Consider the following 21,460-nt stretch of genomic DNA (forward strand, 5'->3'; position numbering starts at 1 on the left):
GCTGGCTTGCCAGGCTCTTTCGTGCCTGTGGCGCGGCTGGCCTGGCAGGCCTTTTGGTGCTCGTGGCGCGGCTGGCCTGCTGGGCCTTTTCGTGTTCGTGGCGCGGGTGACTTGACGGTGGGACGCACGCTGGCACTGGAGGCGGGTGGGACAGGGGAGGACGGTAGATTGCGCGGCATGGCCGGGGGGACGACAAGGATCGTGGCGGGGCGTTACCGGCTTGTGCGACGGCTCGGGCGGGGCGGGATGGGCGCCGTCTGGCACGCCCACGACGAGTTGCTCGGCCGCGACGTGGCCATCAAGGAGATCTACTTCCCCGGGGCCGGCGACGGTCCGGTCGACGCCGGCGACCCGCTGGTCCGGCGGGCGTTGCGCGAGGCCCAGGCCGCGGCCCGGCTGAGACACCCCGACATCATCACCGTGCACGACGTGGTCACCGAGGCCGGTCGCCCGTGGATCGTCATGGAGCTGATCGACGGGCGGTCCCTGGCCGACCTGATCCGCGAGACCGGCGTCGTGCCCGCCCAGCGCGCCGCCGAGATCGGCCTGCGGGTGCTCGACGCGCTCCGGGCCGCCCACCGCCAGGGCGTCCTGCACCGGGACGTCAAACCGGCCAACATCCTGCTCGACACCGACCGCGTGGTGCTCACCGACTTCGGCATCGCCGCCCTCGACGACGCCACCGCCATCACGGTCACCGGCCAGATGATCGGCTCACCGGCCTTCATGCCGCCCGAACGCATCAACGGCAGGCCCGCCACCGCCGCCGCCGACCTCTGGTCCCTGGGCGTCACCCTCTACCTGACGATGACCGGCCGATCCCCTTTCCACCGCGAGGACACCCAGACGACGATCGCCGCGATCCTGTCGTCCCGCCCCGAGCCACCCGCCCATGGCGGCCAGCTGTGGCCCGTGATCAAGGGCCTCCTGGAGAAGGACCCCGAGCGCCGCCTGACCTCCGACCAGGCCAGGCTGTTGCTGCTCAACGCCGCCAAAACCCCCGACCCGAGTACGCCCCCAGCCCACCGCCGCGGCCTCTCCCGCTTCCTGCCCGCGCCGAGCCGCAAATCCCGCTTCACCGACCCCGACCGCGACCACACCGCCGTAGCGCCCCCACCAACCCTGGCCGCTCCCACCTCCCACGACACCCCCGAAGGCCCCACCGCAGCCGTCTTCCCGGAGAACACCCCACTTCCGCCCGGCGCGGTGTTGGCCTCCACCCCGGCCACGACCGAGCCGGTGGGTTCGCCGGGTGCCGATTCTGTGACGGAGCCTGCCTGGTCGCCGGGCGCCTCCCCGGCCGAGACCGAGCCGGTGGGTTCGCCGGATGCTGGCTCTGCAACGGAGCCTTCGGGGCTACAGGGTGCCGATTGCGTGACCGAGGCCGCCGCGTTGCCAGGCGCAACCTCTGCGACCGGGCCCGCCGGGCAAGCGGGTGCTGGATCTGTGACCGTCGCCTCCGGGACCCAGGCTGCCGGATTGTCAGGTCATCTTCCGGCCGAGACTGAAGCCGAAGCGCGGTCCGATGTCGAGACGGTCGCTGTGCCCGCGGCGGGAACGGTGGTAGCCGACGCCGGGAACTCCGCTGCTCCGGCCGGCAGTAATGACAGCGAGAGCACCGAGGCGATCGATTCGGCCAGGGCTACCGCGGGCGGACGCGGCCAAGCTGCTTCATCGGCGGGCTCTGTCTTTGGCGGGAACACCGAGGTTGTCGCTTCGGCGGGTGCTTCCGATGGGCTGGACACCGGGGTGGCTGTCACGGCGGCTGATGCGACGGTGCCCGACCACGGTCCAGCTACTGTCCCTAAGCAGGCCGTCCCAGGCCCGGCGACCGGGGAGGCGCTGCTGGATGCGCCAACCTCGGCTATCCCAACCTCGGCTATCCCAACCCCAGCGTCGATGGGCCCAGCGTCGACAGGCCCCAACTCGCCGGTCGCTGCGCCGTCGATCTCTGCGCCTCCGGTGTCAGCGTTGACGGCTGCTGGACGGGATGTTCCTCGGGAGGCGGGCGAGGCTCTGCACCCGACGGCTGTCGAGGGGGCGGTTTCGGGGTTCGGGGTGGCGGCTGTTCCGCGGCAGCCACGGCCGGTGCCTTTGACGCCTGCGGCGCTTGAAGGTGGGGGTGCTGGGCGGCGGGGTGTGTCGGGCAGGGTGTTGGTGGCGGTGGGGGCGGCTGTCGCCGTCGTGGTTGCGGCGCCGGTTCTGTGGTTCGCGTGGTCTCGGGATGATGACGGTGGGCGTGGCCGGGAAGTCAGCCCTAGCAAGGGCGCGGCTCTCGCGGTTGTGCCCTCCAAGGCTTCGGCCAAGCCGGCGGCCAGCAAGCCGGTCAATCCGTTGCTCGACCCCTGTCTGGTGGGGACCTGGCGGATGGTGTCGATGCAGGTCATCAACGAGCCGATGAACGGCGTTGAGGCGCGCTTCACCAGCACCGGCGGCGCCATCACACGGATCTGGCCGGACGGCCGCGCGGTGGACGCCTGGGGTGGACTCAAGCCGCTGACCGCGACCGTCAAGGGGCGGAAGTGGGAAGAGACCATCAAGGGCACCATCAAGTACCGCATCGAGACGCGCGGCGGGCAGGCCTACTTCAGCGGGTATTCGGGGCAGCTGACCTTCGTGATGAAGCGGGACGGCAGGCGGCAGTACGGGGGCAACCTCGGCAACGGCGACAACCGGGCGCCGTTCACCTGCTCGGACACCCGGATGACCACCTACGGCGACGATGACTCCTCCACCCAGTCCTTCACCCGGGTCAGCCGGACTCCCTGAGGGCGGCCCGGCCCGGCCGGGGGGGTTCGTGAGGGCAGCGAGGGAGATCCGGGCGTTGTAAGCGGATCGAGCCGGAGGTTCGTCAGGGCGGCGGGGTGGGACCCGGGCGTTGCAAGGGGGCCACGGCCGGGCCGCCGCGGCCCGCCGCGTCACCGGGCAGCCGATTCTGGTCATGCCGGGCGCGGGTCAGGCGGGTTTCGCCAGGGTGGCGCGGATTTCGGCGGCCACGGCCAGGGCGGCGGTGCGGAAGCGGCGGCTCAGGGGGTAGAAGCTCAGGTAGCCGTGGACCAGGTCGGGCTCGCGGTGGAGGGTGGCGTTCAGCTTGTGGGCGTAGGCCTCGCCCTCGTCTCGGCGGGGGTCGAAGCCGGCCGTCCACACGGTGGCCGGAGTGGGGCCGGGGTCGGCCAGGAGGGGTGACAGGCGCGGGTCGGTGCGGTCGGCGGTGGCCGCGTACTGGTGCTGGAACCAGTCGACCTCGCGGTCGGTGAGCATGAAACCGTCGGCGAACAAGTGCCGCGACGGGTGGCGGCGGGTCAGGTCGGTGGCCACAGGTCCCTTCCCAGATCGGGCGAATAAAGCTGTTCGGCGCCACGGGCGGGGCGGGCTCGCGTGTGGTAGCCGCCGGCCAGCGGGGTGTCGCGTTCGGCCAGGGCGACCAGGCAGGCGGCGCCGTCGGCGGGGGAGCCGAGGAACGGGCGGGCCGCCGTCTTCGCCGCGCGTCCGGTGCGTTCGCCCAGGTAGCGGCCGAAGTCGGTGGCGAGGATCCCGGGGTGGAAGTCGCCCACGTCGACGTCGGGGTGGCGGCGGCCGAACTCGCGCAGCAGGATGCCGGCGGCGAGCTTGGCCCGAGCGTACGCCCGATGGCCGGGCAGCGGCGGCCGCCCCTCGGCCAGGGCGGGGACGTCGCCGATCACCGCGCCGCGGTGGGAGCGGGAGTTCGTGGCCAGCACCCGGCCGCCCCGGAGCCGGTCGGCGAGCAGCGTCGTCAGCAGCCAGGGACCGATCGCGTTGACCTGGAACACCGCGTCGATGCCGTCGGCCGTGACACCGCGCGGCACCACCGCGCCCGCGTTGGCGGCGAGCACGTCGATGTGGTCGAGCCGCGCGCGTAGCTCGGTGGCCAGCCGCCGCACGTCGTCGAGCCGCGCGAAGTCCACTGTGTACGCGTGCCGGCCGCCGACCCGGCGGGTCCGTTCGGCGTCGCGGCCCACGGCGTGCACGGTCGCGCCCCGCTCGCCCAGCAGCCGCACCGCCTCGGCGCCGAGTCCCGAGCTGGCGCCGGTGATGACCACGGTCCGGCCGTCGAGCGTCACGCCGCCGCCCCGCTCACCGCGAGGCGCGTCACCCCGGCCGCGCGGGACTCGGCCTGGTCGATCAGGCAGGCGGCGAGGCCGGTCCGGCTCACGGCCAAAGGCGATGGTGTACGCAGGGAAGCACCCGTTCTGGCCGCCCCGGGCCGGTCGGTGAGCGCCCCGAAGTAGACGATCGTGGCGTCCAGCCCGGCGCCGGTCACGATCGCCTCGGCGGTGTCGAAGTCGTGGTAGTCGCGGCGGATCGCCACCCGGGTGAGCAGCCGGAGCGGCGGACTGGTGTGACCCCGGGACCGCCCGGCGCCCCAGGCCAGCGGAAGCACGACGCGTCGAACACGGTGCAGGTGCATCGCCGTGACCAGGTTGGCCGCCGCCCGCGCCAGCACGGCCGGCCCGCGCCGCCCGGCCACCCACAGCGGATTGCCCAGGGCGCTGACCACCGCCTCCTGCCCGGCCATCACGCCGGACACGGCGGCCAGATCGCCACCCACGGCGCCGTGCTCCTCGCGTACCCCCGGAAGAGCCGGAGCCGAACCGGCCCGCCGGACCAGCGCGGTCACCTCATGCCCGCGCGGCACCGCCCGGCCGACCACCTGCCGCCCGAGCCCGCCGCTCGCCCCCACGATCAACAACCGCATGCGCTCATGCTCGTCCCGCCCAGCCGCATGTGACACCGCCATCAGCGCCACCCGTCGCCGGGTTCCCGCCAGCGATGCGCGGACCCGTTGAACACCGCCCCCGATCGGCCGTTACGTAAGGAATGGGAGACAGCCGGAGCGTAGTCGACGGAGCCTTCCGGGTGCTGCGGGCGCTGCCCGAGACCGGCCCGGACCGGCAGATCGCCCGGCTGGCCACGCTCACCCGCCTGCCCCGGCCGACCGTCCACCGGCTGCTCGGGCAGCTCGCCGCCGCCGGCTCGGCCGAGTGGCGTGACGGCCGCTGGGTGCTGGCCGCCGGTCTGATCGATCTCGCCCAGCGCGTCGAACCGCTGCCGGGGCTGCGCCGGTCGGCCGCGACGGTGATCCAGTCGTTGCGCGAGGAGACCGGCGCCACGGTGTCGCTGGTCGTGCCGGGCGGCGACGCGTTCGTGGCGCTGGAGATGATTCCGGGCCGTGACGAGCTGCCGATCGCCGCGCACCCGGGCGCGCCCATGCCCGCGGACACGGCGGCCGGGATCGTCCTGGGCGGCGACCCCGGGCCACGGCGCCGGCGGTTCGGCGCGGCCGTCGACGACCAGGATCTGGTGGACGGGCTGACCTGTTACGCGGTCCCGGTCACCCTCCCCGGCCGGCGCCGGGTGGCTCTGCAGATCGCCACGTCGTCGCAGCGTCCGGCCGAACGGGCGGCGGCCCTGGTCCACCGCGCGGCGACCGAGCTGGAACGCCGGCTGGCCATGACTGTCCGCTGAGCGGACAGTTTCCGCCCCGGTCCGGGGATCGTCCCCATCCTGGCCGGTGTGAACCAATCGAAAATCGCAGTGATCACCGGCGCCGGACGCGGACTGGGCGAGGGCATGGCCCGCCACCTGACCCAGGCGGGCGTGACGGTGATCGGAACCAGCCGCGACAGCGACCTTCTGCCGCTCGACGTGCGGCGCACCGAGACGTACCCGGCGTTCCGCACCGCGCTGGAAGCGCGGCTCGGCGGCGCGAAGGTCGACTTCCTGATCAACAACGCCGGGATCGGCGTCTACGCGGCGTTCGAGGAGACCACGGTCGAGCAGTTCGACGACCTGGTCGACACGAACCTCAAGGCGCCGTTCTTCCTGACCCAGAGCCTGCTTCCGCTGATGAACGACGGAGGGCGCGTGCTCAACGTGACGACCGCGATCACCCGCGGTGTGGTGCCCGGCATGTCGGCGTACGCCGCGGTCAAGGGCGCCATCGAGGTCTTGACCCGCTATCAGGCCGTGGAACTGGCCGCCCGCTCGATCCGGGTGAACGCGATCATGGGCGGCGCCGCCGAGACCGGTTTCGCCGGCGGCATCATGCGGTCGGACCGGGTCAAGGAGCTCGCGGCCCACACCATCGCCCAGGGCCGGATCGCCGGCGTCGACGACATCACGGCGGCCGTGCCCGCGATCCTGTCCGACGCGTTCCAGTGGGCCACCGGCAGCATCATCGACCTCTCCGGCGGCCAGAGCCTGTAGCACTGCTAATCCTGGGTGGTGGGGCGGATGGTGATGTCGCCGATCTCGACGTCTTCGGGCTGGTCGATGGCGAAGGCGATGGCCCGGGCCACGGCGGACGGGTCGAGGGCGAAGGCGTTCATGGTGCGGCGGATCTGGTCGCGCAGGGCCGGGTCGTCGATGCTGTCGGCCAGTTCGGTGCGGACGTAGCCGGGGGAGACCGAAGTGGTGCGCAGCCAGCCGGCGGTGGATTCCTGGCGCAGGCCCTCGAGGATGGTGCGGACGGCGTTCTTCGTGCCGCCGTAGACGGCCATCGTGGGGGTGATCTTCAGGCCGGCCGTGGAGATCGTGGTGACCAGGTGGCCGCGGCGCTGGCGTTCGAAGACGGGCAGGGCCGCGGCCAGGCCGTGCAGGACGCCGTGGACGTTGACGTCGATCATGGCCTGCCAGCCGGCCAGGTCGAGGTCGGCGACCGGGCCGATCTTGCTGATGCCGGCATTGCTGACCAGGACGTCGAGGCGGCCGAACTCGGTGACGGCCAGCTCGACCAGGGCGGCCAGGTCGGCCGGCGCGGTGACGTCGACCTGGCGGTGGGCCGCCCGGCCGCCCCGGGCGCGGATCTCGGCGGTCAGCTTCTCGAGACGATCGGTGCGGCGGGCGCCCAGCACCACGGCCGCGCCCCGGCCGGCCAGCTCGCGCGCGGTCGCCTCGCCGATGCCGCTGCTGGCGCCGGTGATCGCGACAACCTTGTTCGTCATGGCGTAACCTCCGTTGTCGAGGAAGTGGACACGTGTCCAATGTTAGCGGACACGTGTCCGGATGAGCGAGCCGAAAGGATGTGACGATGACCCCACGCGCCGACGCGACCGAGAATCGTGACCGGATCCTGCGGGCGGCGCGAGACATCGTGACCAGCGCCGACGACGTGGCCGAGGTGCGGCTGAACGAGATCGCCAAGGCGGCCGGCGTCGGTCAGGGAACCCTGTACCGGCATTTCCCCACGCGGAACGACCTGCTGCTGGAGGTCTATCGGCTGGACCTCGACGAGATGTGTGACGCGGCGGCCGTGCTGGTGCGGGAGTTGCCGGCCGGCGAGGCCCTGGAGCGGTGGCTGGAGCGGGTCGAGGAGTACGCCTGGGTGAAACGGGGCGTCTTCGCCGCCGTCGAGGCCGCGATGCGCGCCGACGTCACCTCGCACAGCCGTGACCAGATCGCGGCGGCCGTCGAGATGCTGCTGTCCGCGGGGCGGGAGGCGGGGACCGTACGCGACGACGTCGACGCTCGTGATGTCGTCCTGCTGATCGGCTATCTGTCGCTGCTGACGCCGGCCGAGCGATCCGTCCGGGCGCCGCGGCTGCGGTCGGTGGTGCTGGCCGGCCTCAGCCCGGCCGGCCGGCCCGGGCCATGAAATACGGCCTACGCTGCCGGGGTGGCCACCTTCACGCGCATCGCGCCGATCCTGCCCGTCCGCGACCTGGAGGTCGCGCTCGACCGGTACCGCCGGCTGGGATTCGAGGCGAGCGCCTACGCCGGGCCGGAACGCTACGGGTACGCCGACCGGGACGGGATCTCGCTGCACCTGAGCGAGGTGACCGGCCACGACCCGCTGACCACGTCGTCGATGGTCTACCTGTACGTCTCGGACGCCGACGCGGTGCACGCCGAGTGGGCGGCGGCCGGCGTGGGCGGCCGCCTGAGCCCGCCCCGCGACACGGCCTGGGGCCTGCGGGAGTTCTCCTATGTGGATCCGGACGGGTCACTGCACCGGGTCGGGTCGCCCCTGGAACGACCCGGCAGCTGAGCCCGGAACGGGCGGCAAAGGCGCGCCCACCCGGCGGGCTCGCCGAGATGGCGGGACCGTGGGTGGGCGTACCCCTCAAACGATTTTGACGTTCTTCGCCGCGGAGCGCAGGTTGTCGGCGGCCTGACGGAGTCCCTCGATCTGGCCGAGCTCGGCGTCCTCGTGCTCGATGTTGACCGCCATGCCGGGATCGATGTCGGCCAGGGCCTGCAGGAACGGGGTCCAGAAGTCGTCGACGCCGTGGCCGCGGCCGACCGCCACGAACTGCCAGGACGGTGACCGCGGCCACTGGTTGAGGGTGTTGGCGCCGCCCAGGTTGAGCGGTTCGGCGTCGGCCGGGGCAGGAGTGAAACGATCGTCGAGTACGCCGTGCAGCTTGACGTTCCCGGCGTTGATCCGGGTGTCCTTGGCTGCGGTGTGGAAGACGAGTTCGCCCAGGTGGCGGACCGCGGCGATCGGGTCGATGCCCTGCCAGAAGAGGTGGCTGGGGTCCATCTCGGCGCCCACGTGGGTGGCGTTGGTCCGCTCGACCAGGCGCTCCAGGGTGGCCGGGTTGAAGACGATGTTGTGCGGGTGCATCTCGATGCAGACCTTGACGTCGGCGGCGGCCGCGCGGGCCTGGATGTCGGTCCAGAACGGGACGGCGACCTCGTCCCACTGGTAGGTCAGCATGTCGGTGAACTGGCTGTCCCACGGGTTGACGACCCAGTTGGCGGTCTTCGCGCCGGTGTGACCGCCCGGGAGGCCGGACATCGTGACGACGCGTCTGACGCCGAGCGCGGCCGCCAGCTCGATGCTGCGGTGCAGGTCGGCGGCGTGCTTCGGGCCGACCCGCGGGTCCGGGTTCAGCGGGTTGCCGTTGCAGTTGAGGCCGGTCAGCGTGATGCCCTTCTGGTCGAACCGCCCGAGGTAGTCCTGGCGCGCGGTCTCGCTCGCCAGCAGGTCGTCGATCGGGATGTGCGGGGCGCCGATGAAGCCGCCGGTGTTGATTTCGGCGCTGGTCAGGCCGAGCTCGGCCAGGATCGTCAAGGCTTCGTCGAGGGGGCGGTCGTGCAGGCAGGCGGTGTACGCGCCGAGTCTCATGCGGATTCCTCCACGTACGCGGGCTTCTCGGTGGCGTTCGTGACCGCGTCGAGGACGCGGAGGTTGTGCAGCCCGTGCGCCATGTCGGGGCAGGCGGGCAGGCGGTCGAGGCCGCCGATCTGGTCGAGGAAGGCGCGGGCCTGGAAGGTGAAGAAGTCGTTCTGGCCGTGGCCGACCGTGGGGAAGTCCATCGGCAGGCCGCCCGCGAGGTAGGGGTGCCACGGGCCGACCGACACCGTGCGGGCGCCGTTGCCGGCCTGGGCCGGCCCGTCGTCGACGATGCCGAACTCGGCCGGCCGGTTCAGGTCGAACGACGCGGTGCCGCGCTCGCAGAACAGGTCGAACCTCAGGGTGTTGGCGTGCCCGTAGGCGACGCGGGACAGCGCGAAGGTGCCCACCGCGCCGTTGGCGTAGCTGCTGGTGAAGGTGCAGACGTCCTCGTTCTCGACCGGGTCCCGCCGGTCGCTGAGCGCGACGCCGCCGGCGTGGCCCCGGGCCATCCCGAGCGGGCGCGGCCGGTCCTTGATCAGGGTGGCCATCGTGGCGCCCCGCACGCCGACGGTCTGGCCGCAGAAGAACTCGGCCAGGTCGGTCAGGTGGCTGCCGATGTCGGCCAGCACGCCGCTGCCCGGGCCGCCCTGGTAGCGCCAGCTGATCGGACGCTGCGGGTCGAAGCCGTAGTCGCACCAGTAGTTGCCGATGAAGTGGCGTACCGGGCCGAGGTGCTCCTCGACCTGCTGCTTGACCGCGGCGATGGCGGGGGAGCGGCGGAACGTGAAGCCGACGGCGTCGACGCTGTCGTTCGAAGCCGATGCGGCGTCCACCATGGCCTGGGCGTCGGCGATCGTGGGCGCGAGCGGCTTCTCGCAGAGAACGTGCTTGCCCGCTTGCAGGGCGGCCACCGTGATCTCGCGGTGCAGGTGGTTGGCGACGGCGACGCTGATCGCGTGCACGTCCGGGTCGTCGATGACCCGGCGCCAGTCGGTCTCGGCCTTCTCGTAGCCGAACCGGCGGGCGGCGTCGGTGGCGAACGGCTCGTGCAGGTCGGCGATGGCGACCAGACGGGCCGACGGGCCGCCGAGGTCGTAGAGGCTCGCCGCGTTGCGGTAGGCGCTGGCGTGTGCGCGGCCGACCATGCCCGCGCCGATCACCGCCACGCCGATCTCATGGGTCATGGGGCTCACTTTAAAGCGCTTTAATAACGAGTACTGTCTGCGGTGTCCCGGCGGGCTGTCAAGGAGGCGGACGAGTGGATCAACGGCCACGGCTGGAGGATGTCGCCGCGCGGGTCGGCGTCTCGACGGCCTCGGTGTCGCTGGTGCTGCGCGGCGCCCCCGGGCCCAGCGAGCAGACCCGGCAACGGGTGCTCGCCGCCGCCGCCGAGCTGGGCTACCGCGCCGACCGGGCCGCGTCGCTGCTGGCCCGGCGCCGGCGGCACCAGCTCGGGGTGCTGCTCGACGTGCGCAGCCCCTACCACGCCGAACTGGTCGAGGAGATCCAGGTCGAGGCCGATCGGATCGGGTACGAGGTGGTGCTGTCCACGCTCACCCGCAGTCATTCCGAGGAGCGCGCTCTCGAATCCCTGCTCGACTTCCGGTGTGAGGCCGTGCTGCTGCTCGGGCCGGACTCCTCCGCGTCGGCGCTGGAGAAGGTCGCCGCCCAGGTGCCGGTCGTGGTCGTCGGACGCCAGGTCGACTCGGCCGCCGTCGACGTCGTCCGCCCGGCCGACGACGTCGGGGTGGCCGCCGCCCTCGGCCACCTGATCTCGCTCGGCCACCGGGACATCGCCTTCGTCGACGGCGGCAGGGGCGCGGTGGCGACGACCCGGCGTCGCGGTTACCGGACCGCCATGCGCCGCGCGGGCCTCGCGCCGCGGGTGATCGCCGGCGATCACACCGAGGAGGGTGGGATCCGGGCGGGGCGCGCGCTGGTCGGGTCGGCTTCCACGGCCGTCGTGGCTTCCAACGACCGCTGCGCGGTCGGCCTGCTCGACGCGTTCCTCCGGGCGGGCGTCGACGTTCCGGGCGCGATGTCGGTGGTCGGCTACGACGACAGCACGCTCGCGCGCCTCGCCCACATCGACCTGACCACCGTGAACCAGGACGCCCCGGCCCAGGCCCGGCACGCGGTCGCGGCGGCGGTGTCCCGGCTCGACGAGCGGCGCACCGACCGGGTCGAGGTGGTCCTCGAGCCGCGCCTGGTGATCCGGGGCACGACCGCCCGTCACCCCGGCTCGACGAGAGCCAGGGCCTGACCGCCATCCGCCGATGTCCGAGGCCGCCGAGGCCCACCGGCTCGGGTGTTTCGGGGCCGCGTTCGCCATGGGGTGGAGCGGCCCTGTTGCTGTCTAGGTCTAGGGAAAGTTCCGCGCCCGCCGCACTGCTGCCGCGCCGCTTCCCCTGCTCGCCGCGCCCGGGCGCGGCTGCGGCGCGGGTCGGCTTGCCACCGAACCACGCGGGTTCCACACCGACTATAGCGTTACGTTCATCAATGCCTTATCGGTCATGGCAGGTGATCATCTCCACCAACCACGACCCACCCCCAAGCCTTCACGTCTACTCAGGATTGACGGTTGGATTCCGGGCCACATGCTGCGTCGCTACGGGTGCCTGCCGGGCTGACTGGCATCCAGGGGTTGCCGGCTGGAGTCGTTCAGTGGCGGGCTGCTGAGGCGCAGGATGTCGGTGGTTCCCAGCGCGACAGTGAGGCTCGCGGCCACGATTTCGGCGCCGGCGGCGCCGCGAGTCTCGATGACGGGCAATACGCCGTCGTGGACGAGTTCAGTGATGAGGCTGATCTCATGCGAGTGCGGGCAGCCGTCGCTGGTGAGCCCGACGATGCGGTGTCGGGGTAGGCGCATCCGCAGTCCTGCGATGATCGGATGTCCGCTCCCGCCGGCAGTTGTTTCCGCGACAATGACCAGTTCGCGTTCGGTGGCCAAGCGGGCAAGCGTGGCGATGCCATCGGCCTGCTCTCCTGGGCTGCGGTGACTTGGCGACGTCACCGCGACGACGGGAGGGGCTGGGTCGTCCGGGAAGGCTTCGGTGTCCGGGAAGGCGAGTGTCGCGGTGATCACCTGGCGGTGGCGGTGCAGATGCCACGCGGTGGACATGACGACGGCGGCCAGCAGGGTCAGTCCGACCCCGTAGGTGCCGCTGATCCCGTAGGTGCCGGCCAGCAACAACGGCGGCAGCACGCCGGCCAGACCACCGATCGCGCCGACCGTGCCGGCCAGCAGGCCGGCGTGTCGCAGGTGTGCGGTGTCACCGATGAGCGCTTGGACGGCCCCGCTCGCACTGCCCAGGCAAGCGGCCAAGACGCCGAGCGCGCCAGTGGCGACGGCGAGGTCGGGTTGCAGAGCAAGCGCAAGCACAGCGAGCCCTGCGCCGGTGAACCCGTTGCGGAGAACCCTCACCGGGTTGTGCCTTCTGCAGAGCCAGCCGCCGAGCGGCCGGCAGGCGGCGGCAAGGGTCAGGCAGGCTCCGGTGACCAGTGTGGCGTTCCCGGCCGGCAGTTGGTGGCAACGGTGGAGATAGGCCGGCAGGTACAGGCCGGCGGCGACGAGACCGCCGAACCCCACCGCGTACCAGGCGCACAGGTAGCGGGTCGCTGGTAACCGCAGCAGCGTCAACACGATGTCCCGGCCCCTGGCGCGATACCTCGCCGGTCTGGACCGCTCGTGCAGCAGCACGGCGGCGACGATGGCGTGACCGATCAGGGCCAAGGCCAGCAGCGGCAGCCCACTACGGCGGTCGACCACGATCCACAGCCGGGAGACGATGGCCGCCGCCGACGCCAAGCCCATGCCGGCGCCGAAGACGCTCAGCCACACGCCGCGCCGGCCCGGCGGGAATGCCCGGATCACCACGGCGGCACCGGCCGCGAAGCTGGTGCCGCCCACTCCCAACGGCGCCGCCGCCATTGTCCCGAGGCCCGGCCCCGCCACGGTGAGCAGCAGCACAGCGGCGGCGGCCAGGACGCTGATCACAGGCAGGACGATCCCGGCGCCGTACCGGTCGGTCCACACCCCGACCGGGATGCGCCCCAACGACCCCACGATGACTGCGGCGAGCACGGCCAGCAACGGACCGCCGCCACCCAGCCCGGGCCACAGCTGCGGCGCCGGCCCGAAGGGACCGGCCAGCGACCAGGCCCAAAACGTCAGGCTGTAACCCGTCACCGCGACCAGAAGACACACCGCAGCCCCAGGCCGCCCAGATCGCGGGCCGGCCGACACAGCAGCCATCAGTCACCCCTTGTCAACAGCCCACCGCCAGCGCTCCCCAGTCTCCCCATCCCCCGACACGCCGTCAGCTCCCCAAACTGGTGACAGCGTTTGGAGCGGGTCGGCTGGCCACCGAACTGCGCGGGTTCCGCACGCATCGATGTCCTTCGTTAAATGGCACACCCCTGGCATTCAAATGTCGTTTGGGCGAGTCCTCTCGCTCGTGCACCCGTCGGGCATCGCCGCGATCACGGCCGCGGGACCGCCGGTTGCGCCGGGGCGCGCCATCCATGCGCACCCCCTAGCCATCGACCGGGAGGCGATGGGATACGGGTCCACCGACTGCCTCATGAACGGGTCCGGACGGCCACGGGGCGCCCCCCGATCACCGCACCGACGGCCCGCCCCGCAGCATCACGCAGAGGCGCCCCGGCGAACGCACGCACACGTCCGGGCCGGCAACACCCGGCGCGCCGGCGCGACCGCCTGCAACCGGTCGTCGGATTCCAGCACTGCGGCGCGGATATGCGGCACGAGCTACCCCATCCCAGAGAGGTCGTCTGGTGTGCAGTTAAGCGTCTGCGCCGCCCCAGATCACGCGACATGCGCGGCGCACTGCACGTTCGGGTGAACCACCATCCGGGGGCTGGCTCGCTCCGGGCAGGGTCAGGCGCTGGGTGTCGTGCTGGGCAGCCGCACGATGAAGGTGGTGCCGGGCCCGGTGTGCTCGGCCAGGGTGATGGTGCCGTGGTGGCGTTCGACGATCGTGCGGGTGATGACCAGGCCGAGGCCGGTGCCGGGAATGCATTTCTCCAGAGCGGTGGAGGCGCGGTAGAAGCGGCGGAACAACCGGGTCTGGTCGGCGGTGGGGATGCCGATGCCGGTGTCGGCGACGGTCCAGGTGATCGTCTCGCCGGTGTCGTCGAGGCCGGCGGCGATCGTGATGGTGCCGCCGGCGGGGGTGTATTTGATGGCGTTGGAGAGCAGGTTGTCGGCGACCTGGCGCAGCCGGGTGGGGTCGGCGTGCAGGGCGAGCCGTTCGGGCAGCTGCATGGTCACGGTGAGTTGTTTGCCGGCGGCCAGTGTCGCGTTCGCCTGTACGGCCTGCTCGATGATGTCGCGTAGGTCGGTGTCGATCGGGTCCACGGCGAGGTGCCCGGATTCGAGGCGGGCCAGGTCGAGCAGATCGTCGGTCATCACCGACAGGCGCTGCGCGCTGCGGGTGATGATGCGCAGGTATTCGTGCTGCTGCTCACTGGTGAGTTCGTCGAGTTCCTCGTCCAACAGCGCCGTGCTGCTGCTGATAACCGCCAACGGGTTGCGCAGTTCGTGGGTGACCATGGTCAGGAACTCGTCTTTGGTGCGGGCCAGTTCCACGGTCAGTTCCTCGGCCCGGCGCCGCTCGAGGTATTGCCCGACTTGCGCGGCGAGCCTGCCGAGCAGCCCGAGCAGAGTGTCTTCGGGGTCGTCCATCCGTTCGGCGTAGACGCACAGCGCCCCGAGGGTGTGCCGGCCGAAAGCCAGCGGCACACCGACGGCGACGCGCAGCCCGATCCGCGCGGCGGCGGCGCTGCGCAGCGACACCCCGTCGGCGGACAGGTCCGGAATCCATCGTGCGGCGCCGTCGGCGCAGACCCGGCCCGGCAGCCCGATACCGGGCTCCAGCTCGTCGAGGGCGAAGTCGCCCAGGCGTTGGCCGGGCTCGGTGTGGCGGGCGACGCAGGTCAGCACCTGCCGGTGATCGTCGACCAGCCACAGCTCCACCACCGGCCAGCCCATCCTCACCCCGAGGGCTTCCACCACCCGGGCGGCGGCGACGGTACTGGACTCGGCCACGGCCAGGCCGCCGGCCACGGCGGCCTCCACCACGGCGAACCGGACCGCCCGCTGCGCGGTGGTGTCGTCGTGGGCGAAGGCGTGGAACACCCGCCCGCCCGGTTCATCGGTCACGGTCAGAGTCAATTCGATCGGGAACTCATGACCGTCGCGGTGCACAGCGGCCAGCTGCAGCTGCTGCCCGAGGACCCGGCCGGGTTCACCGGCGGCGAGGCGGGCCATACCGGCGCGGTGCGCGTCACGGAACCGGACCGGGATGATCAGGTCAGCCAGGTCGCGTGCGCACGCCTGCGCGGGAGTGAATCCGAAAATTCTCTCGGCGGCGGGATTCCACCCCAGCACCCGGCCCTCGGTGTCGATGGCCACGTAGGCCTGCAGCGTTACCGCGAGCACGGCCTGCGCCTGGCGCACCACGCCGTCGACGTCGTCGACTCGCTCGGACACGTCTTGCGTCATCACGGACTCCAGGTGCCTCGGCTCGGTGGCCGCGCCATGCCCGGAAGGCGGTCGGTCGACGCTGTCACACTCACCGTACCGGCGGTGACCGATGAGCGTTCCTCAACGGACACACTGGCAAACACGTCCCACAACCGCCTGAGCAGCACAAACGACGGCCCAAACGAGGTGTCCACTGAAATGTCCGGTAGGAAAACACGCCGTCTCCGAACTCGCCGAGCTTTTCGGCGTCTCACGCCTCGTCGGGATCGCGCCGGGCCGATCCCGCAAGGCCCGCCAGGAACGTCGCCGGGAGGCAACCGGGAGGCGGGTGTGCCGGGATGAGAGGTTTGTGAACTCGTCTGCGGACGGCTTTTCTGTTTTTCTCATTCTTGACCGGACAGGGTCGATCAGAATGGCGTGAGCCGTCACTCCGCGTCAGGATCGTTGACTTGATCACGGATGGAGTCGCGCGTCCGTCGCCGGCATCGGCGACGTCCGGCGACGTGATTGCCGGTTTCACGGTCGAATCGGAGCTGGGCCGTGGTGCGAACAGCGATGTCTATCGGGTGCACAAGGCGGGCCGGGACGGTGCGTACGCGCTCAAGATCCTCGCCGCATCGGAGCGTTCAGAACAGGACCTGGCCGCCTTCCGGCGCGAGGCGGCTCTGCTGGCTAGCGTCAACCACGCCAACCTGACCACCATTCACGAGGTCGGCGCGGCCGACGGGCGCCCGTACCTGGTGATGGATCTGGTCGAGGGCGCCTCGCTCGCAAGTGTGCTGACCCGCGGCGCACTGTCGCCCGAGCAGGTGATCTCCCTGGCCCGCGACATCAGCGGTCCGCTCGCCGCCCTGCATCGCCGAGGACTCGTTCACCGCGACGTGAAGCCCGACAACCTCATGGTGCTGCCCAGCGGCACCGCACGGCTGATCGACTTCAGCCTGGCCAGCCGGGAGACCGGCGACCACACCGGGCCCACGGTCGGCACGCTGGCGTACTCCTCGCCGGAGCAGTCCAGGATGTTGCGCCGTCCGGTGGACCAGAGATCCGACCTGTATTCGCTCGGCGTCGTCCTGTTCGAGTGTCTCGCCGGCGCCCCGCCGTTCAGCGCCAACGACGTGGCCGATCTGCTGCGGATGCACGCCGTCATCCCGCCGGAAGACCTGGCCACCCTTGTACCCGGCATTCCGCCGGGACTGGCCACGGTCGTCGCCACGCTGTTGGCGAAGGATCCTGACGACCGTTACCAGACTGGCGAGGAACTCGCTGCCGACCTCGACCTGCTCGCCGCCGATCCGGACGCCGCGCTGACCGTACGCGGCCGGACGGCATCGTCGGGCGGAAACACCAGCGTCCCACTGATCGGCCGGGTTCGTGAGCTGCAGCAACTCACCGCGCGATGGAAGGCCACCCGTGCGGGCGCCGGGCGCAGTTGCGTGATCCGGGCAACGGGCGGCGGCGGCAAGAGCAGACTGGCGACAGAACTGGCCGCCCAGGTGGTCGCGGCGGGTGGACTGGTCCTGCACGGCAAGAGTTCCCGCGACGACTCGGCACCACTGACGCCGCTGCGAACCGCTTTCGACGCCTACCTGCGGCGGGTGGACAACCTCCCCGCCGAGGACCGAGCGCGGGAGTTGTCGTGGATCCGGGCCGCCACCGAGCCCGCGGGCGGAATACTGGACGGTCTCATCCCGGCCCTGCCCGCGCTCCTCGGCTCACCGGCCTCCGAGCCGGACGGAACGGTCGGAGCCGACCAGTTCACCCTCGCGGTCGTCGACGTCCTCGCCGGTCTGGCCCGCGAGTCCGGCGGACTGCTGCTTTACGTCGACGATGTCCAGTGGCTCGACGGCGGCACCGGCCAGGTGCTGTCTCAGCTCGCCGAAGTTCTCTCGACGCTGCCGTTGATGGTGCTCGCCACCGCCCGCGACGATCCGGACAGCACCGAGGCGGCCAACGCGGTGATCGCGTCGCTGGGCACGTCGGTGAGCCTCGACCTGACGCTGAAGCCGCTGGACGACGCCGACGTGGCCGAGCTGGTGCGTACGGCGATGCCCGGCTTGGCCCCCGACCCGGAGCTGGCCCGGCTGCTGAACGTACGCGGGCACGGCAGCCCATTCGTCATCCAGGAATACCTGCTGGCGATCGTCGACGCCGGGCTGTTGCTGCCGTTCTGGGGGACCTGGGCCCTGGACACCGAGGCCCTCGACACGCTGGAGCTGCCACAGGAGGCGATCGGCCTGGTCCTGGCACGAGCCCGGAACCTCGGCCCGGAGACCCGCGAGTTGCTGGTCACCGCGGCATGCATCGGCGTGCAGTTCGACCCCGAACTGGTGGCGGCGGTCCACGGGGTCGACATCGACGTGGTGTTGACCGCGATCGCCCAGGCCACCACGCGGGGCCTGACCGAGCCCCGCGGCGGCGGCCGGTACGCGTTCGTACACGACCGGATCCGTGAGGCACTGAGCGAGCAGATCGACGCCGGCGCGCTGGCCGGACTGCACCACCGCATCGCCGAGGCGCTGGCCGGCCTGCCGGCGACCGGGGACGCCGAGCGGGTGTATCAGCTCGCCCGGCATTACATCTCCGGCGGAATCGACCCGGCCGGCGACGCCGGCACCGCCGGCGGCCGGGTCTTCGCCGCATGCTGGGCGGCCGGCCAGCAGGCCCTCAACGACCATGCCGCGGCGAACGCGGTGGCGTTCTTGCGGCACGCCGCCCCCGGCGGAACGACGAACGGACGTTTCCTGACCGCACTCGGCACTGCCTACAGCCGCAACGGTGAGTTCACCATGGCGGTGGAATGCCTCGACCGGGCGCTCGTGGTGGAGACGGATCCCATGGCCCGGGCGCGGACTTTGATCCTGCTCAGCACCACCCACCGCACCACGTTCCGGCTCGAACAGGCGATGACCGCGGTCGAGCAGGGGCTGGCTGAGATCGGAGCACCACTGCCGGCCGGCCGGTTGCGGCTCACGCTTTCGACGATCGTGATGTTCCTGTCGGCGGTCGGCATGCACTGGACCGGGTGGCGGTTGGGCTCGGCCCGGACAGCCGATCGTGAGCGGTACAGCATGATCACCGAACTACACGAGATGGGCGCGAGCATCGCGGAGCAGAGCGCGCATCTGCGGATGATCTTCATGCATACCGCCCGCCTGCTGTACTGGGGAAACCGGATCGGCAGCGGCGCGCGCTACGTCTGCGGCCAGACCATGTACGGCTTCTACACCGGCAGCATGAGGCTGACCGGGGTTGCCCGCCGCGCGTTCGCCCGAGCCGAGGCCGACTCCGCCGCCCATGAGCCGGCGATGCGCGCCCTCATCGACGTTCGCCGAGGTGTTGCGGACTACCTGGGTTACCGGGACGGTGGTGAGGCGTTCATCAGCAGCGTCGAACAGCACGGCCACCGGCAGGAACTCGGCGACTACACCGGCTGCCTGGCGTTATTCATCGCGCGGGCGATTGCCCGAGGTCAGTCGGCCGAGGCCCAGCGCTGGCTCGAGCTCGGTCAGCGGCGCCTCGCGCTCGGCTCGGGCGAGGTCTCACCGATGCTCTTCGACCTGGCGACGGTGCTGGCCGCGATGGGCCGTCCGGTCGAAGCGGCGGACGAGTTCCGCCGGGCGAACGAGCGACTCACTGCCAACTACGGGTCGACCGTGATGCGAATGCGCGGTCAGCTCTCGCAGCTCATCGTCTTGACCGAACAGAGCGAGTTCGGTGAGCCGTTCGATCGCGTGGTGTCCGATCTTCACGTCCTCTACCCGCGGATTCGGATGGTGCCCCGGCCGTGGGACTACCAGTTCCTCGTCGTGACGGGCCGGCTGGCGCAGTGCCGGCAGGCGGAGGGGGCCACACCGGCCAGGCTGGCAGCGGCCCGCGCCGCGGTCCGGAAGCTGGAGAGGAGCCAACTCGGCGGCGAGCAGCGGGTCCGCGCCCGGATCGGGCGCGCGGACCTGCTGGTGCTGGAGGGCGAACCCAGAAAGGCCCTGGCGGTCCTCGACGGCGGTGACCCGCTCGATCGCGTCGACGCACCCAGCCTCGCATACGAGACGGCCCGGGTAAGAGCCCGTGCGCTGCTGGCCCTCGGCGCCACGGACGAGGGTCACCGCGCGGTCCACCTGGCACGCGGCATCGCCGAGGAAAACGGCTGGCCGCATCGGGCCGCATGGATAGGTACGGAATTCGGTGTCAGCGCCGGATACGCTGCGTCCGGCCAGTCCGCCCAGGCGGGAATGACCCGGTCGGCGTCGATGAACCTCACCCGCAGCCGCAGCGTGACGCCCACCTTCAGCCCGATCGACACGAGCACCGGTATCAGCTTTTCTGGGGCGGCCGGGCTGGATCGCCAACGGCTCAACGCTCTAGAAGAGGTCGGCGCCGCGGCGTCCCGCGTGCTCGACCCAGGCGAACTGGCCCGGATCGCCCTGGATCAGACCATCCGAGTGTTGTCCGCCGAACGCGCCTACTTGTTCCTGACCGGTGCCGATGGCCGGCTCATGCCGCACCTCGGCCGCAATGCCGCAGGCGAGGACATCGGCGAGCTGACCGGATACAGCGCGAGTCTGGTCGAGCGGGTACACCAGACCGGCCAGCCGCTGGTGATCACCGGTAGCGAGGAGGGCGCGGCCCTCGGCGCGCAGAGCGTGGTGCTGCACGGTCTGCGTTCGATCATGCTGGCGCCGCTGCAGTTGGAGGGTCGGCTGCTCGGCGTCGTCTACCTGGACAGCCAGGTCGCCAAGGGCATCTTCGACACCGACGATGTCGGCCTGCTCGTCGCACTGACCAACCACATCGCCACCTCACTGGAGACCGCCCGCGCGGCGCAGCTGGAGATCTCCATGCAGACCGCCCGGCAACAGCGCGACCTGGCCGACACACTGCGCCGGGCACTCGAGGACATGGCCAGCATCTTGGAGCCGCCCGAGGTCCTGGCTGGCCTGCTGCGCTGGACCACCTCGATCCTGTCCTGCGAACACGCGTGGCTGCTCACCGCGGACAGCGACGACGACGTCTGCGTGCTGTCCGAACTGAACGGCGACGGCCGGCTCACGCAACACGCCTTGGCCGCGCACTCCGGTACCGCACTCGCGCACATCGCAACGACGGTCACGGACCAACCCAACCTGTTACCCGCCGAGCTGCACGCCCGGTTGACGGACGCGGCATCCTGGCTGGCGGTGCCACTGCACGCCCGGCCGGGTGTTCTTCTGCTGAGCTCCCGGCACGCCGGCAGCCGGGTCGGTGAGCAGGCCGAAATCGCCTCCGCGCTGGTCGCCCAGGGCATGACGGCCTACGACCGGGCCAGGCTGTTCGCGCAGGTGCAAGCTCTCTCGGTCATCGACGAACTGACCGGCATCGCTAACCGCCGCCAGTTCATGCACGTCGCGGAGCGCGACATCGCGACGGCGCTCCGCGCCGGTCGCCCGCTCAGCGTGCTGATGATCGACATCGACCACTTCAAGCTGGTGAACGACACCCACGGGCACCCCACCGGCGACGACGTCATCCGTACGGTCGCAGCCCGGCTGGCCGCCGAGGTCCGCCAGACCGACCTCGTCGGCCGCTACGGCGGCGAGGAGTTCGCCATCATATTGCAGGATGCCGAACTCGGCTCGACGCTTCCCGAACGACTGCGAGCCTGCATCGCCGAACACCCGATCGAGACCCAGTCCGGGCCGCTGACGGTGACCGTGAGCATCGGGGTGTCCCACCTGCAGCCAGACGACGCCACCCTCAAGGACCTGCTGGCCCGCGCCGACCAGGCGCTCTACGAGGCTAAACGAAGCGGCCGCAACCGAGTCTGCAACGGGTAGAGACCCCTTTGGGGAGAGTGGCTTGTCATCCGATCATCGACGCCGGTTCACCGTTCA

At 71.3% G+C, this 21,460-nt stretch carries 15 protein-coding genes; 7 read left to right on the top strand and 8 right to left on the bottom strand.

Going from position 1 to position 21,460, the window contains the following annotated elements; translation table 11 throughout:
* Nucleotides 1-27 precede the first annotated feature (27 nt).
* Nucleotides 28-2,769: a protein kinase gene (locus AB0O15_RS25110; RefSeq protein WP_364322826.1), complete on the top strand. Its 2,742-nt coding sequence runs from the start codon at nt 28-30 to the stop codon at nt 2,767-2,769.
* A gap of 186 nt (nt 2,770-2,955) precedes the next feature.
* On the opposite strand, the gene AB0O15_RS25115 is transcribed toward AB0O15_RS25110, so the two are convergent.
* From AB0O15_RS25115 to AB0O15_RS25125, 3 genes are read right to left on the bottom strand one after another with little or no spacing between them, the layout of a single operon-like run.
* Nucleotides 2,956-3,318: an alpha/beta hydrolase fold domain-containing protein gene (locus AB0O15_RS25115; RefSeq protein WP_364322829.1), complete on the bottom strand. Its 363-nt coding sequence runs from the start codon at nt 3,316-3,318 to the stop codon at nt 2,956-2,958.
* Nucleotides 3,303-4,082, bottom strand: a complete 780-nt coding sequence (locus tag AB0O15_RS25120; protein WP_364322831.1) for an SDR family NAD(P)-dependent oxidoreductase — start codon at nt 4,080-4,082, stop codon at nt 3,303-3,305. The genes AB0O15_RS25115 and AB0O15_RS25120 overlap by 16 nt, the downstream gene beginning before the upstream one ends.
* Complete coding sequence (locus tag AB0O15_RS25125; RefSeq protein ID WP_364322833.1) at nt 4,079-4,717, bottom strand: NAD(P)-binding oxidoreductase; 639 nt, start codon at nt 4,715-4,717, stop codon at nt 4,079-4,081. The genes AB0O15_RS25120 and AB0O15_RS25125 overlap by 4 nt, the downstream gene beginning before the upstream one ends.
* A 122-nt stretch (nt 4,718-4,839) precedes the next feature.
* Here AB0O15_RS25125 and AB0O15_RS25130 point away from each other — a divergent pair, with 122 nt between their 5' ends.
* Together AB0O15_RS25130 and AB0O15_RS25135 are read left to right on the top strand one after the other, a co-directional pair.
* Nucleotides 4,840-5,487, top strand: a complete 648-nt coding sequence (locus AB0O15_RS25130; RefSeq protein ID WP_364322835.1) for a helix-turn-helix domain-containing protein — start codon at nt 4,840-4,842, stop codon at nt 5,485-5,487.
* 48 nt (nt 5,488-5,535) lie between these two features.
* Nucleotides 5,536-6,228 (top strand): SDR family oxidoreductase, encoded by a 693-nt coding sequence (locus AB0O15_RS25135; protein ID WP_364322837.1) that lies wholly within the window; start codon nt 5,536-5,538, stop codon nt 6,226-6,228.
* A gap of 5 nt (nt 6,229-6,233) precedes the next feature.
* Here the strand turns inward: AB0O15_RS25135 and AB0O15_RS25140 are convergent, their stop codons facing one another.
* Nucleotides 6,234-6,965 (bottom strand): SDR family oxidoreductase, encoded by a 732-nt coding sequence (locus AB0O15_RS25140; protein ID WP_364322839.1) that lies wholly within the window; start codon nt 6,963-6,965, stop codon nt 6,234-6,236.
* A gap of 86 nt (nt 6,966-7,051) precedes the next feature.
* On the opposite strand from AB0O15_RS25140, the gene AB0O15_RS25145 reads away from it, so the two are divergent.
* Both AB0O15_RS25145 and AB0O15_RS25150 read left to right on the top strand, forming a co-directional pair.
* Nucleotides 7,052-7,615, top strand: a complete 564-nt coding sequence (locus AB0O15_RS25145) for a TetR/AcrR family transcriptional regulator (RefSeq protein WP_364322841.1) — start codon at nt 7,052-7,054, stop codon at nt 7,613-7,615.
* A 21-nt stretch (nt 7,616-7,636) separates the two neighbouring features.
* Nucleotides 7,637-8,008: a VOC family protein gene (locus tag AB0O15_RS25150; protein ID WP_364322843.1), complete on the top strand. Its 372-nt coding sequence runs from the start codon at nt 7,637-7,639 to the stop codon at nt 8,006-8,008.
* Between the two features lie 75 nt (nt 8,009-8,083).
* Here the strand turns inward: AB0O15_RS25150 and AB0O15_RS25155 are convergent, their stop codons facing one another.
* Nucleotides 8,084-9,091, bottom strand: a complete 1,008-nt coding sequence (locus AB0O15_RS25155) for a sugar phosphate isomerase/epimerase (protein ID WP_364322845.1) — start codon at nt 9,089-9,091, stop codon at nt 8,084-8,086.
* The gene (locus AB0O15_RS25160) at nt 9,088-10,266 is read right to left on the bottom strand and encodes a Gfo/Idh/MocA family oxidoreductase (RefSeq protein ID WP_364322847.1); all 1,179 of its coding nucleotides are present in this window, start codon (nt 10,264-10,266) and stop codon (nt 9,088-9,090) included. Before AB0O15_RS25160 ends, AB0O15_RS25155 begins: the two co-directional genes overlap by 4 nt.
* Nucleotides 10,267-10,340: 74 nt before the next feature.
* Between AB0O15_RS25160 and AB0O15_RS25165 the strand changes: the two genes are divergently transcribed.
* Complete coding sequence (locus AB0O15_RS25165) at nt 10,341-11,345, top strand: LacI family DNA-binding transcriptional regulator (RefSeq protein WP_364322849.1); 1,005 nt, start codon at nt 10,341-10,343, stop codon at nt 11,343-11,345.
* A 345-nt stretch (nt 11,346-11,690) separates the two neighbouring features.
* On the opposite strand, the gene AB0O15_RS25170 is transcribed toward AB0O15_RS25165, so the two are convergent.
* Nucleotides 11,691-13,337, bottom strand: a complete 1,647-nt coding sequence (locus AB0O15_RS25170) for an MFS transporter (protein ID WP_364322851.1) — start codon at nt 13,335-13,337, stop codon at nt 11,691-11,693.
* 645 nt (nt 13,338-13,982) lie between these two features.
* On the bottom strand, nt 13,983-15,596 hold the full coding sequence (locus AB0O15_RS25175) for an ATP-binding protein (RefSeq protein WP_364322853.1): 1,614 nt from the start codon (nt 15,594-15,596) through the stop codon (nt 13,983-13,985).
* Between the two features lie 443 nt (nt 15,597-16,039).
* Between AB0O15_RS25175 and AB0O15_RS25180 the strand changes: the two genes are divergently transcribed.
* A complete protein-coding gene (locus AB0O15_RS25180) occupies nt 16,040-21,403 on the top strand; it encodes a diguanylate cyclase (protein WP_364322855.1) in 5,364 nt (1,787 codons plus the stop codon).
* Nucleotides 21,404-21,460 lie beyond the last annotated feature (57 nt).

Origin of the sequence: Actinoplanes sp. NPDC089786 (genome assembly GCF_040684855.1) — a bacterium.
Lineage (GTDB): Bacteria > Actinomycetota > Actinomycetes > Mycobacteriales > Micromonosporaceae > Actinoplanes.

What these genes read in the sequence shown, in the direction of transcription:
- AB0O15_RS25125 (WP_364322833.1), bottom strand. Translation starts at nt 4,717, where the DNA reads ATGCGGTTGTTGATCGTGGGGGCGAGCGGCGGGCTCGGGCGGCAGGTG.
- AB0O15_RS25130 (WP_364322835.1), top strand. Translation starts at nt 4,840, where the DNA reads ATGGGAGACAGCCGGAGCGTAGTCGACGGAGCCTTCCGGGTGCTGCGG.
- AB0O15_RS25140 (WP_364322839.1), bottom strand. Translation starts at nt 6,965, where the DNA reads ATGACGAACAAGGTTGTCGCGATCACCGGCGCCAGCAGCGGCATCGGC.
- AB0O15_RS25145 (WP_364322841.1), top strand. Translation starts at nt 7,052, where the DNA reads ATGACCCCACGCGCCGACGCGACCGAGAATCGTGACCGGATCCTGCGG.
- AB0O15_RS25155 (WP_364322845.1), bottom strand. Translation starts at nt 9,091, where the DNA reads ATGAGACTCGGCGCGTACACCGCCTGCCTGCACGACCGCCCCCTCGAC.
- AB0O15_RS25160 (WP_364322847.1), bottom strand. Translation starts at nt 10,266, where the DNA reads ATGACCCATGAGATCGGCGTGGCGGTGATCGGCGCGGGCATGGTCGGC.
- AB0O15_RS25170 (WP_364322851.1), bottom strand. Translation starts at nt 13,337, where the DNA reads ATGGCTGCTGTGTCGGCCGGCCCGCGATCTGGGCGGCCTGGGGCTGCG.